General features: G+C 68.1%; 9 protein-coding genes. 1 reads left to right on the top strand and 8 read right to left on the bottom strand.

The window, feature by feature from the left end; translation table 11 throughout:
* Positions 1-31 precede the first annotated feature (31 nt).
* Positions 32-2,386: a discoidin domain-containing protein gene (locus OG844_RS15940; protein ID WP_406390859.1), complete on the bottom strand. Its 2,355-nt coding sequence runs from the start codon at positions 2,384-2,386 to the stop codon at positions 32-34.
* Positions 2,387-2,788: 402 nt separating this feature from the next.
* Between OG844_RS15940 and OG844_RS15935 the strand changes: the two genes are divergently transcribed.
* Entirely contained in the window at positions 2,789-4,162 is a 1,374-nt protein-coding gene (locus OG844_RS15935; protein WP_406390857.1) for a glycoside hydrolase family 5 protein, read from the top strand.
* A 165-nt stretch (positions 4,163-4,327) separates the two neighbouring features.
* On the opposite strand, the gene OG844_RS15930 is transcribed toward OG844_RS15935, so the two are convergent.
* The 7 genes from OG844_RS15930 to OG844_RS15900 form a co-directional block, all read right to left on the bottom strand.
* Positions 4,328-6,481 (bottom strand): SpoIIE family protein phosphatase, encoded by a 2,154-nt coding sequence (locus OG844_RS15930; protein WP_406390855.1) that lies wholly within the window; start codon positions 6,479-6,481, stop codon positions 4,328-4,330.
* 163 nt (positions 6,482-6,644) lie between these two features.
* Complete coding sequence (pssA, locus tag OG844_RS15925; RefSeq protein ID WP_329205848.1) at positions 6,645-7,499, bottom strand: CDP-diacylglycerol--serine O-phosphatidyltransferase; 855 nt, start codon at positions 7,497-7,499, stop codon at positions 6,645-6,647.
* Positions 7,486-8,133 (bottom strand): phosphatidylserine decarboxylase, encoded by a 648-nt coding sequence (locus OG844_RS15920; RefSeq protein WP_406390854.1) that lies wholly within the window; start codon positions 8,131-8,133, stop codon positions 7,486-7,488. The genes pssA and OG844_RS15920 overlap by 14 nt, the downstream gene beginning before the upstream one ends.
* Positions 8,134-8,314: 181 nt before the next feature.
* The gene (locus OG844_RS15915; RefSeq protein WP_329205845.1) at positions 8,315-9,520 is read right to left on the bottom strand and encodes an acyl-CoA dehydrogenase family protein; all 1,206 of its coding nucleotides are present in this window, start codon (positions 9,518-9,520) and stop codon (positions 8,315-8,317) included.
* Between the two features lie 2 nt (positions 9,521-9,522).
* Entirely contained in the window at positions 9,523-10,050 is a 528-nt protein-coding gene (locus OG844_RS15910) for a MaoC family dehydratase (protein ID WP_406390851.1), read from the bottom strand.
* A 2-nt stretch (positions 10,051-10,052) separates the two neighbouring features.
* A complete protein-coding gene (locus OG844_RS15905) occupies positions 10,053-11,069 on the bottom strand; it encodes an HpcH/HpaI aldolase/citrate lyase family protein (RefSeq protein ID WP_406390849.1) in 1,017 nt (338 codons plus the stop codon).
* Positions 11,066-13,078: a protein meaA gene (locus OG844_RS15900; protein ID WP_406390847.1), complete on the bottom strand. Its 2,013-nt coding sequence runs from the start codon at positions 13,076-13,078 to the stop codon at positions 11,066-11,068. The genes OG844_RS15905 and OG844_RS15900 overlap by 4 nt, the downstream gene beginning before the upstream one ends.
* Between the last annotated feature and the right edge of the window lie 7 nt (positions 13,079-13,085).

Raw genomic sequence — 13,085 nt, 5'->3', positions numbered from 1 at the left:
GAAGGCCGGGCCCGTCACTGCGGTCGTCCGATCAGCTGGTGTAGGCCTCCAGTTCGGAGAGCTGAGCCGCCGGCCAGCCGGTGTTCCCGGTGAAGGTCAGCCGCACATAGCGGGTCGGCGTACCCGGCAGGGTGACGGTCGCGGTGTTGCCGCTCGACGGGTTGAAGGTGTAACCCGCCGAGGCCTTGAGCGAGTTGTACGTGGAGTTGTCGGTGCTGCCCGTGACGCCGAGGGTCTGCGTGCGGGTGGCCCAGGCGGCGGCCGGAGGCAGTTTCAGCACCAGCCGCTTGACGGCCTTGGCGGCACCGAGGTCCACGGTGACGGACTGCGGGAAGGCGTTGTTACGGCTCTCCCAGTAGCTGTTGGCGTTGCCGTCCACCGCGTTGGCCGCGCCGTACACATCGACGTGACTGGTCTCGGTGACCGTACGTCCCTGGGCGAGGTTGCCCGTCTCCTCGGGCGGGTCCGTCGGGTCCGGGGGGTCGGTCGGGTCCGTGGGACCGCCGCTCCCGGGCACCCCGCCGTTCGTCCACACCGGGTCCGGCCAGACACCCGTGCAGGCGGGAGGGTTCGCGTACCAGCCGGAGTTGCCGGTGCCCTGGGTGATCCGGAAGCCGCTGCCGACGCAGTTGTGGATCGGGTTGGACTGGGCGAGGTGCGTGGCGACGACCCTGTTGAACGAGGCCGTGCCCGGCGCCTGGATCTGCAGGGCGTACGTACCGGCGCCGTCGATCTTGATGTTGTCGAAGTGCAGCCCGTTGGACGCGCCCTCGATCAGGTGGATCGCGGCGTAGGAACTGTCCAGGATCTCGCTGTCGGTGATGTTGATCGTGGCGTTGCTGATCGGCTCGTTGAGACCGCTGAACCAGATCGCACCGACGCCGAAGCGCCAGTTGAAGTCGTTGTTGCCGGTGCGGATCAGGGTGTTGCGGGCTGCCGTGTGGGTGCCCGATACCGCGGTTCCCTGACCGGAGTTGACGCCCGGATAGCGGTTGGCGATGTGCAGGCCGCCGCCGTTGGTGATGGTGTCCGACATGACGTTGTCGGAGATCGTGATGTCCTTGCCGCCGTAGGTCACGATGTTGTTGGCGAGGATCGGCAGGATGACGGTGTTGAACGTGAACTTGTTCCTCACGTTCGGGATGTTCTCCGCCCACATGGCCAGACCGTCGTCGCCGGTGTTGCGGACGAAGGTGTTGGTCACGGTGGAGTTCGTGACGCCGTAGTGGAAGTTGACGCCGTCGGCGGTCTGGTCCAGGATCCGGCTGTTCCTGATGGTGAAGTTGTCCATCGGACCGTCCATCCAGGCGCCGCACTTGGTGTGCTGCATCCAGACGTTGTCGACGACGGAGTTCGACATGGCCCCGCCGATGGCGTTGACCTGGTCGTTGTCCACGCGCTCGCGGATGTCGCCGATGATGGCGAAGTCCTTGAGGGTGACGTTGCTGCTGCCGCCCTGGGCCGCGTACTTGCCGTAGACGCCGACCGCCTTGCTCCGGTCGGTGGGGTGGCGTCCGGTCAGCACGCTGTACCAGGGACCGGCGCCCCGCAGCGTCACCTTGTCGACGACGATGTGGTCGTTGACCTGGAAGGTGCCCTGCGGGATGTACACCTCCTTGCCCTGGCTGCGGCCCGCGTCGACCGCCGCCTGGAACTTCGCGGTGGAGTCGGTGTTGCCCGTCGGGTCCGCACCGAAGTCACCCACCACGTCCAGGGCGCCGGAGGGCTTGCCGACCGGCGCGCCGACCTTCTCGAAGTCCGCAAGGTCGATCGTGAAGGAGGGGGAGGCGGCGGTGGAGGTCACCTGGAGCCGGACCTTCGTGCCGGCGGCCAGCGTGGACCCGAACATGGTGCGGGTCTCGTCGTAGAAGTGGTGCGGGTTGGTGTCGCCCGGGTTGTTGTTGAAGGGGTAACCGCCGTAGTACCAACCGTACTTCGAGGTCACCGGCACGCTCTTGAGCGAGGAGCCGTTCACCCGTAGGTCGATCGAGGCGTCCCGGCCCGTCCCGGCGGAGTTGTCCGGCAGTGAGTAGCGGAAGGTCATCGCGTTCGCGGGGGCCGTGAGGGTGAACTCCACGTACTCACCCGCCGAGTCGAGCGTGACGGCTTGCCGGCCCGATGCCTCCGAGGGCAGCGAACCGTACAGCCGGTCGGGGCCGATGAGCGCGCCGTTGGTGGCGGCGTACTCGGCTTCCTGCTCCGTGAACGGAACGGTGGCGCCCCGGCCGGGTATCCCGACGGGCGACGGTGCGGGGACACCGGCGGCCTGGGCGGGCGGTGCGCCGGCCATCACGACGGCGGCAGCGGTGCCGACGGCTGCGAGGGCCAGGGAGAGGGATGCGGACAGGGAGCGCCTGAGCAGGCGTCGTCCAGGTGGTGAGGTCACGTGTCGGTCGTCCTTGCGGCTCGTGGGGGCTCTGCGGACGCCCCACAGGCTAGGAGCATCTCCGCAAGGAAGTCCACGCTGCTGCGCAAGATTTTGTGTTCAGAACTCAAATTAATGACTCGGATGCGTGAATACTGAGCTCCGTCCAGGGCGCACACCCCGTGTGCACCGATCGTCCGGAGGTGTGGCCCAGGTGCGGCGGGGGCTGTCGGGGCGTGCGGGTCGGGTGTTGCTTGCGCTCGACCCTCGGGCACCCTGTCCGCCGCCTTCAACAAGTGAAGGTTGACATGCCCATTGACAGCGCATCCGCCGCGCTGGCTTCATGTGAGCGATGAATGGGAGCGCTCCCATGATCCATTGCCTGCCTTACCCCATGAAAGGCAACGACGGATGAAGTTATCGATGAGAAAGCGCCTGGGTGCGGCGGTTGCCGCGGCCGTCACGGCGACAGCCGTGCTGATGACGCTGTCGGGCCCGGTTGACGCGCAGGCGGCGACCGGCTCACCGTCGGCGACCGCGGCGGTCCCCGCCGCGCAGACGAAGGCCGCTGCCGGAACCGGCAAGGACTGGCTGCACACCGAGGGCAACCGGATCGTCGACGAGCAGGGCAACCGGGTCTGGCTGACCGGAGCCAACTGGTTCGGCTTCAACGCCAACGAACGCGTCTTCCACGGACTGTGGTCCGCGAATCTGGAGACGGTCACCCGGCAGATGGCGGAACGGGGCATCAACATCGTCCGCGTACCGATCTCCACCCAGCTCCTGCTGGAGTGGAAGGACGGCCGGGCCGCGGTCTCCAGCGCGGTCAACACATGGGCGAACCCCGAGCTCAAGGACAGGACGACACTCCAGGTGTTCGACGCCTTCCTCGCGGTGTCCGAGAAGTACGGCATCAAGGTGATGCTCGACGTGCACAGCGCGGAGGCCGACAACTCCGGCCATGTGTACCCCGTGTGGTGGAAGGGGGCGATCACCACCGAGCAGTTCTCCACAGCCTGGGAGTGGGTGACCGCCCGATACCGGACCAACGACACCCTCGTCGCGATGGACATCAAGAACGAGCCGCACGGCAAGCAGTCCGACAGCCCGCGGGCGAAGTGGGACAGCTCCACCGACCAGGACAACTTCAAGTACACCTGTGAGACCACGGGCAGGCGCATCCTCGCGATCAACCCCGATGTCCTCGTCCTGTGCGAGGGCATCGAGATCTACCCCAAGGACGGCGCGAACTGGTCCTCCACCACCGCGACGGACTACCACAACATGTGGTGGGGCGGGAACCTGCGGGGCGTCGAGGACCACCCGGTCGACCTGGGTGCCCAGCAGGACCAGCTGGTCTACTCGCCCCACGACTACGGGCCGCTGGTCTACCAACAGCCCTGGTTCCAGGGCGAGTGGAGCCGCACCACACTGGAGCGCGACGTCTGGGACCCGAACTGGCTCTTCGTGCACAAGACCGGTACCGCACCCCTGCTCATCGGCGAATGGGGCGGCTTCCTCGACAACGGCCCGAACCAGAAGTGGATGACGGCGCTGCGCGACCTCATCGTCGAGAACGGGATCCACCAGACCTTCTGGTGCATCAACCCCAACTCCGGTGACACCGGCGGGCTGCTGAACCACGACTGGACGACGTGGGACGAAGCCAAGTACGCCCTGCTCAAGCCGGCGCTCTGGCAGTCGGGCGGCAAGTTCGTCAGCCTCGACCACCAGGTGAGGCTCGGCGGCGCGACCGCCACCACCGGTATCAGCCTGGGCGACCTGTACGGCGGCTGAATCCCGAACAGCGCACACAGCACAACCCGTTGACCGTCCTGGGGTGCCGATGAAACCCCACCGCCTCGGCACCCCGGGACACCCACGGCGCATCCGTCCTCCGGTAGTGGCAGGCCGCCGCTCCGGAAGCCGCCGGATGCCCCGGGCGCCTCAAGAATCCGAGCCTCACCGCTCCGGCCGCGGTGGGGCGTCCGTCCCCAGAGCGTTGATGAGGAGCAGGGCGATGTCGTCGGTGCCGGGTGTGTACCGCTCCGCGTACCGCACGAGCGTGTCGGCCACGTCGTCCATGTCCTGGTCGAGGGCCAGCGCGAAGTGTTCGGCCAGCTCGGCCGTCGCGTCCTCGAAGTCCACCCCCGGAGCCTCCACGAGGCCGTCCGTGAACAGGGCGAGCGTCGCACCCGGCGGCAGCGGGATCTCGGCCGTCGGGTACCGGGACGCCGGATCGATGCCCAGCAGGAGGCCGGGCGGCAGATCGAGCACCTCGGTCTGTCCGTCCGGCTGCCTCAGGAGCGGTGCGGGGTGGCCGGCGGTGGCCAGGACCGCACGGTGCCCGGCGAGGTCGAGATGGACGTACAGACAGCTGGTGAACAGGCCGGGGTCGAGATCGGTGAGCAGCCGGTTGGTGCGGGCGAGCACTTCGTCGGGCGGCGCTCCGGCGGAGGCGTGCACGGCCGTACGGACCTGGCCCATGAGAGCGGCGGCGTTCACGTTGTGGCCCTGGACGTCGCCGATGGCTGCCGCGGCCGTCGTGTCGTCCAGCCGGATCAGGTCGTAGAAGTCCCCGCCGATGCCCGTGCCACGGGCGGCCGGGAGGTAGCGGGCCGCGACGTCCAGTCCGGGGATGCGGGGCAGGGTGTGGGGGAGCAGGTGCGCCTGCAGGCTGTGCGCGAGCCTGTCCTTGGTGTCGTAGAGGCGTGCGCGGTCGAGCGCCTGGGCGAGCAGACCGGCGATGGACGTGAGCAGGGCACGTTCCTCGGGCGGGAAGTCGTGGGGACGGTCGTAGGAGAGCACCAGAGAGCCGGTGGGGTGCCCGGAGACGACCAGGGGGAGAAAGGAGCAGGCGGCGACCGTCTCCCGGAGGACGAGTGCGGGGTAGGCGCGCTCCAGCTCTCCCGCGGTGGCGAAGAAGGCGGGGACGCCCGTGGTCAGCACGTGCGCGGCGGGGTTGTCCGCGGACAGCGCCACACCGTCGAAGCCGTCGACGAGCGCGGCATGACTGCCGCGGCCGCCCTCGATCCGCAGCCGTCCCTGGTCCGATGTCAGCACGACGAGGGAGTGGATCCGGAAGGCGGGCATGAGCTGGTCACCGGCCAGCTCGATCACGTCCCGGGTACCGACGGCCTCGGTGAGGGTCGCGGCGAGGTGCATCAGGTGGTAGAGGGCGGTGGCCCGGCTGGGCGTCGTGGGCGTCGGCGCGGCCTGCGGCAGCGGGGAGTCCGCCGACTCGGGTTTGACGGCGGGAAGGATCCGGACGCTGATGCCCGTGGCGTTCGGGAAGAGGTGGAAGGACAGCCACCGGTCCGGTGGGCGCAGAGCGGTGAAGGACGTCTGCTGGCGGCTGATGACCGCGGCCCGGTAGTGGTCCTCGACGGCGGGATTGTCCATCCAGGGGAGCGACACCCACGGCAGGGTGCCCAGGACGTCCTCAGGGCGGGCCCCGAGCAGTTCCGCAGCCGCGGGGGTGAGGAAACCGACGGTCCCGTCCATCCTGAGCGCGCAGCTCCCCCCGGGCAGCCGCCGCACGAACTCCATCGCTGCCGTGCCTTCGGCCGGATCCGGGACAGGCGGCTCGGGCGGGGGCAGCACACGTGGCTGGGTCCCCGGCAGCACGGGGTAGCCGCTGCTCTCGGACTGCTGCATGAGCATGCCGATGTTGCGGCAGCCGCGGACCACGGCATCACGCTCCTGGGGCGCCAGCTGAGGAGGGTGCGAGCCGGGCCACAGCAGGACCAGCCCGCCCCAGTCGGTGTCTCCCGTACGGATCGGTGCGGCGGCCAGGGAGAACCTGTAGGGCAGCACCAGTGCGGGGCGCGGATAGCGGCGCGCCAGTTCCTCCTGGCTGCCGAGCCAGATCAGACACCGGTGGCGCATGGCGTCGGACACCGGCATCGGTGCGGACAGCGTCACCCGGTTCCAGGGAATGGCCAGCTGGCCCGGCGCTCCGGCCAGCACCGTCAGGCGCAGCGTGGTCTCGTTCCTCGGCAGCAGGTACAGCATGGCCACGGACGCGTCGGCCTCCTGGACGACACGGGCCACGGGGCCGTCCAGCAGCTCCGTCCAGGCCCCCGTGGCGGCGACGGAGGCGGCTTGGTCCTGCACGCTTCAACCCCTCACCGTGACGAGCGGCGGGGCGCCCATTACCGAATGCGGCATATATGGACAATACGCCCACTGGGTCCTGAGGACATCGCGGTGTACCGGGACGCACGAGGGCCCGGATGCCGGGGAGCATCCGGGCCCTCGTGACTGTCTGTGCCGTGCGTTACGGGAGCTGGGCCGCCCGCGCCTCACGCCGGTTGTCGCGGAAGGTGTTCACCCGCCGCGCCGTGGCGAAGAGCGGGATCACCGCACCCAGCACGACCTGAAGCGCGCAGCCGGTCTGCAGGAGCAGCTGGCCGCCGGGGGCGTCGAACGCCCATGCGGCGAGCAGCCCCATCGCGGCCACGATCCAGCCGAGCATCGCCACCGCGAGGACACCCCGCGGTTTCGGGTACTCGACCCGGCTGACCATCAGCCACGCCACTCCGACGATCGCGAGCAGCGTCGGCACGAAGGGCAGCTCCAGGAGCACGATCGAGACGACCGTCAGTGCTCCGAAGGGGCTCGGCATGCCCTGGAACATGCCGTCCTTCAGCGTCACGCAGGAGAATCTCGCAAGCCGGAGCACCACCGCCAGCAGCACCACGATCGCCGCGAGTGCCGACACCCGCTGGTGCGCGTCGTCCGCGACCATCCCGTACACGAGCACGAAGTAGGCCGGGGCGAGCCCGAAGCTGATCAGGTCGGAGAGGTTGTCCAGCTCCGCGCCCATCGGCGAGGAACGCAGCTTGCGTGCCACGAGCCCGTCGAAGAGGTCGAACACCGCGGCCATGAGCATGAGGATCACCGCGGTGGCGGCGGAGTGACGGGCCATGCCCGTCTCGTCGCTGCCGGTGAGGTGCGGGATGAGGATCCCCGTGGTGGTGAAGTACACCGCCATGAATCCGCACGTGGCGTTACCGAGAGTGAGGGTGTCCGCAATCGACAGCCGCATCGAGAGCGGCATGTCCTCGGCGTCGGCATCCTCTTCGGCCTCCGGTACCCAGCCGGCCTGTGTATCAGGATCAATCACGGTCAATGCGAGTCACCCCCGCGGTGGTGGCCTGTCCGACCTCGACCGCGACATCGATACCTTCCGGAAGGTAGATGTCGACGCGCGAGCCGAACCGGATCAGACCGATGCGTTCGCCCTGCTCCACCTTCGTACCCTGCGGGATGTAGGGGACGATGCGACGGGCGACCGCTCCCGCGATCTGCACCATCTCGATGTCGCCGAGCTCGGTGTCGAAGTGCCAGACAACGCGCTCGTTGTTCTCGCTCTCCTTGTTGAACGCCGGGACGAACCCACCCGGGATGTGCTCGACCGATGTCACGGTGCCGGCCAGGGGTGCCCGGTTGACGTGGACGTTCAGCGGGCTCATGAAGATCGCGACGCGGGTGCGCCCGTCCTTCCACGGCATGATGCTCTGCACCACACCGTCGGCCGGCGAGATGACGCGGCCCTGGGTGATCTCGCGCTCGGGGTCACGGAAGAACCACAGCATGCCCGCCGCGAGCGCGGTGGTGGGCACGGCCACAGCGGCCCAGCGCCCGGACCTGCGGGCCCGGGCGAGGCTGAGTGCCGCGGTGGCGACGGTCGGGAGGAGCCACGGCGATGCTCCGCGCGCAAGGCGGACCCCGCCGCGTGGTGCAGAGGTTTGGCTGTCGGGCATGGATGACCTTCGTAGCGGATGATGCCGCGCTGGCAACGGGGGGACGGCGGCTTTCCGGCGATGCTATCGGGTGCGAGCGGCAACTGGGCAAGCCAGCAGCCGAGTCGGACAGCTGAAAGGCTCCGGACGAGGGTGACTCGGTGTGATGTTCTTCGCCACCAAATCGCCCCGAAGGGGACAATCAGCCCTGGAACCGGTACTCCTCGAGGAGCCGGCGACCGATGATCATTTTCTGGATCTCGGCGGTACCTTCACCGATCAGCAGCATCGGTGCCTCACGGTAGAGGCGCTCGATCTCGTACTCCTTGGAGAAGCCGTAGCCGCCGTGGATACGGAAGGCGTCCTCGACGACTTCCTTGCAGTACTCGGATGCGAGGTACTTCGCCATCCCTGCCTCCAGGTCGTTTCGCTCCCCGGAGTCCTTTTTGCGCGCTGCATTCACCATCATCGCATGAGCTGCTTCGACCTTGGTAGCCATTTCAGCCAGTTTGAACTGGATCGCCTGGTGCTGGGCGATCGGCTTTCCGAAGGTGTGCCGCTGCTGGGCGTACGAAACGCCCAGTTCGAATGCACGCTGTGCGACACCGCAGCCACGCGCGGCGACATTCACGCGGCCGACTTCGACACCGTCCATCATTTGGTAAAAACCTCGGCCGGTGGTGCCACCCAGCACGCGATTGGCCGGAATGCGCAGTCCGTCCATGATGAGCTCGGTCGTGTCGACGCCCTTGTAGCCCATCTTGTCGATCTTCCCCGGGATGGTGAGACCGGGGCGGACCTCACCGAAGCCCGCCTCCTTCTCCACCAGGAAGGTCGTCATCGACTTGTGGGGGGCGGTGCCCTCGGGGTGTCCTTCGTCACTCTTGCACAGGACGGCCACCAAAGTGGACGTTCCGCCGTTCGTCAGCCACATCTTCTGGCCGTTGAGAACGTACTCGTCGCCGTCCCTGACGCCCTTGGACGTGATCGCGGAGACATCGGAGCCCAGTGCCGGCTCGGACATCGAGAAGGCGCCCCGCACCTCGCCCAGTGCCATCCGCGGCAGGAAGGTGTCCTTCTGCTCCTGTGTGCCGTGCTGCTTGAGCATGTACGCCACGATGAAATGCGTGTTGATGATTCCCGACACACTCATCCAGCCGCGGGCGATCTCCTCCACACACAGCGCGTAGGTGAGCAGCGACTCGCCCAGACCGCCGTACTCCTCGGGAATCATCAGCCCGAACAGGCCGAGTTCCTTCAGTCCTTCGACGATCTCCGTCGGGTACTCGTCGCGGTGCTCCAGCTGGGTCGCGACAGGAATGATCTCCTTGTCGACGAAATCCCGGACCGTGGAGAGGATTTCCTGCTGGATATCGGTCAGACCGGCGGTCTGCGCGAGTCGGCTCATGGCTACTTCTCCACGTTCTTCTGCGGCGGCTGGACCAGCTCCGGGCGGCCGGGCTGCTCGCCGCCCCGCTCCTTGATGTACGTCTCGGTGGGGACCATCACCTTGCGGCGGAACACGCAGACCAGCGTGCCGTCCTGCTTGTAGCCCTTCGTCTCGACGTAGACGATGCCGCGGTCGCTCCTGGACCTCGACGGCGTCTTGTCGAGCACGGTCGTCTCGCCGTAGATCGTGTCGCCGTGGAAGGTCGGCGCGACGTGCTTCAGCGACTCGACCTCCAGGTTGGCGATCGCCTTGCCGGAGACGTCCGGCACCGACATGCCGAGCAGCAGCGAGTAGACGTAGTTGCCGACGACGACGTTCTTTCCGAAATCCGTCGTCTTCTCGGCGTAGTTGCTGTCCATGTGCAGCGGGTGGTGATTCATGGTCAGCAGACAGAAGAGGTGGTCGTCGTATTCCGTGACCGTCTTTCCGGGCCAGTGCTTGTAGACAGCACCGACCTCGAACTCCTCGTATGTGCGGCCGAACTGCATGATCAGGCCTCCGGGGCTTCGAACTTGGAGGTGCGCTGCATGCCGGCGGCGCGTCCCTTGCCCGCGATCACCAGCGCCATCTTGCGGCTGGCCTCGTCGATCATCTCCTCGCCGAGCATCGCCGAGCCCTTCTTGCCGCCCTCCTCCGAGGTGCACCAGTCGTACGCGTCGAGGATGAGCTCGGCGTGGTCGTAGTCCTCCTGCGAGGGCGAGAAGACCTCGTTGGCCGCGTCGACCTGACCGGGGTGCAGCACCCACTTGCCGTCGAAGCCCAGCGCCGCGGCACGGCCCGCGACCTCGCGGTACGCGTCCACGTCGCGGATCTGCAGGAACGGGCCGTCGATCGCCTGGAGGTCGTGCGTACGGGCCGCCATCAGGATGCGCATCAGGATGTAGTGGTACGCGTCCGCCGGGTAGCCGGGCGGCTGCTGGCCGACGACCAGGGTCTTCATGTTGATCGAGGCCATGAAGTCGGCCGGGCCGAAGATCAGGGTCTCCAGGCGGGGCGAGGCGGCGGCGATGTCGTCGATGTTCACCAGGCCCTTGGCGTTCTCGATCTGCGCCTCGATGCCGATCTTCCCGACCTCGAAGCCCATCGTCTTCTCGATCTGGGTCAGCAGCAGGTCCAGCGCGACGACCTGCTGGGCGTCCTGGACCTTCGGCAGCATGATGCAGTCGAGGTTCGGGCCCGCGCCCTCGACGACCGTGATGACATCGCGGTACGTCCAGTGCGTCGTCCAGTCGTTGACGCGCACGACCCGGGTCTTGCCCGTCCAGTCGCCGTTGTTGAGCGCGTCGACGATGTGGTGTCGGGCGCCTTCCTTGGCGAGCGGCGCGCAGGCGTCCTCCAGGTCCAGGAAGACCTGGTCGGCGGGAAGGCCCTGGGCCTTCTCCAGGAACCGCGGGTTCGAGCCCGGCACGGCCAGGCAGGAGCGGCGCGGACGCAGACGATTCAAGGGATGCGCGCCGGAGCCGCCCGAATTCGGGGTGGTGGCGGGCGACGGGCTGGGCGTGGTCATGCGGGGACCTCCAGAGGGTCGAGCTTGTTGGCTTTCCGGATCTCGTCGACGATACGGCCGATGATCTCCGTGATACCGAAGTCCTTCGGGGTGAAGACGGCGGCGACGCCGGCCCCGATCAGTGCGGCGGCGTCGGCGGGCGGAATGATGCCGCCCGCGATCACCGGGATGTCGGTCGCGCCCGCCTCGCGGAGCCGCGTCAGTACGTCCGGCACCAGCTCGGCGTGCGAGCCGGACAGGATCGACAGGCCGACGCAGTGCACGTCCTCCGCGACGGCGGCCGAGACGATCTGCTCCGGCGTGAGCCGGATGCCCTGGTAGACCACCTCGAAGCCCGCGTCGCGGGCCCGTACGGCGATCTGCTCGGCGCCGTTGGAGTGTCCGTCCAGGCCCGGCTTGCCCACCAGCAGGCGCAGCCGGCCCGCGCCCAGGTCGTCGGCGGTGCGCGCGACCTTCTCACGGACCAGGGCGAGCGGGGTGCCGGCCTCGGCGGTCACCGCGACCGGCGCGGACGAGACGCCCGTCGGGGCCCGGAACTCGCCGAAGACGTCCCGCAGCGCCCAGGACCACTCGCCGGTGGTGACACCCGCGCGGGCGCACTCCACGGTCGCTTCCATCATGTTCTCGGTGCCGGCCGCAGCCTTCTTGAGCGCGGCGAGCGCTTCGGAGGCACGGGCCTCGTCGCGGTTGTCGCGCCACTCGTGCAGCGCCGCGACCACCCGGGCCTCGTTGGCGGGGTCCACCGTCATGATCGCCGCGTCCAGGTCGGCGGTCAGCGGGTTCGGCTCCGTCGTCTCGTAGATGTTGACGCCGACGATCTTCTCGTCGCCGCCCTCGATCCGTGCCCGCCGCGCGGCGTGCGAGGAGACGAGCTCCGACTTGAGGTAGCCGGACTCGACGGCGGCCATCGCGCCGCCCATCTGCTGGATCCGGTCGATCTCGGCGAGCGACTCGGTGACCAGCTCGTCCACCTTGGCCTCGATGACGTGCGACCCGGCGAAGATGTCCTCGTACTCCAGCAGATCGCTCTCATGGGCGAGCACCTGCTGGATGCGGAGCGACCACTGCTGGTCCCAGGGGCGCGGCAGCCCCAGTGCCTCGTTCCAGGCGGGCAGCTGCACGGCGCGGGCGCGGGCGTCCTTGGAGAGCGTCACCGCGAGCATCTCCAGGACGATGCGCTGCACGTTGTTCTCCGGCTGCGCCTCGGTCAGCCCGAGGGAGTTGACCTGCACGCCGTATCGGAAGCGCCGCTGCTTGGCGTTCACGATGCCGTACCGCTCGCGGGTGACCCGGTCCCAGATACGGCCGAAGGCGCGCATCTTGCACATCTCCTCGATGAAGCGGACACCCGCGTTCACGAAGAAGGAGATACGGGCGACGACTTCGCCGAACGTGTCCTCGGGCACCTGTCCGGAGTCGCGCACCGCGTCGAGGACCGCGATGGCCGTCGACATGGCGTACGCGATCTCCTGGACCGGAGTGGCTCCCGCCTCCTGCAGGTGGTAGCTGCAGATGTTGATCGGGTTCCACTTCGGGATGCGGTTGACCGTGTACGTGATCATGTCGGTGGTCAGCCGCAGCGAGGGGGCCGGCGGGAAGACGTGCGTCCCGCGCGAGAGGTACTCCTTGACGATGTCGTTCTGCGTCGTGCCCTGGAGCTTGTCGGGGTCGGCGCCCTGCTCCTCCGCGACCACCTGGTAGAGCGCCAGCAGCCACATGGCGGTGGCGTTGATCGTCATGGAGGTGTTCATCTGTTCCAGGGGGATGTCCTGGAACAGACGCCGCATGTCACCGAGGTGTGAGACGGGCACGCCCACCCGGCCCACCTCGCCGCGGGCGAGGATGTGGTCGGGGTCGTACCCGGTCTGCGTCGGCAGATCGAAGGCGACCGACAGACCCGTCTGACCCTTGGCGAGGTTGCGCCGGTAGAGCTCGTTGGACGCCTCGGCGGTCGAGTGACCGGCGTACGTCCGCATGAGCCACGGGCGGTCCTTCTGACGTTCGGTCATCGATGAA

The organism is Streptomyces sp. NBC_00887, assembly GCF_045207585.1.
The sequence above is the reverse complement of the archived record's forward strand: the minus strand, read 5'-3'. Positions and strand labels throughout refer to the sequence as shown.

Excerpts from the sequence above, each read along its gene's own strand:
- OG844_RS15910 (WP_406390851.1), bottom strand. The coding sequence starts at position 10,050 with ATGCAGTTCGGCCGCACATACGAGGAGTTCGAGGTCGGTGCTGTCTAC.
- OG844_RS15915 (WP_329205845.1), bottom strand. The coding sequence starts at position 9,520 with ATGAGCCGACTCGCGCAGACCGCCGGTCTGACCGATATCCAGCAGGAA.
- OG844_RS15905 (WP_406390849.1), bottom strand. The coding sequence starts at position 11,069 with ATGACCACGCCCAGCCCGTCGCCCGCCACCACCCCGAATTCGGGCGGC.
- OG844_RS15920 (WP_406390854.1), bottom strand. The coding sequence starts at position 8,133 with ATGCCCGACAGCCAAACCTCTGCACCACGCGGCGGGGTCCGCCTTGCG.
- OG844_RS15935 (WP_406390857.1), top strand. The coding sequence starts at position 2,789 with ATGAGAAAGCGCCTGGGTGCGGCGGTTGCCGCGGCCGTCACGGCGACA.
- OG844_RS15900 (WP_406390847.1), bottom strand. The coding sequence starts at position 13,078 with ATGACCGAACGTCAGAAGGACCGCCCGTGGCTCATGCGGACGTACGCC.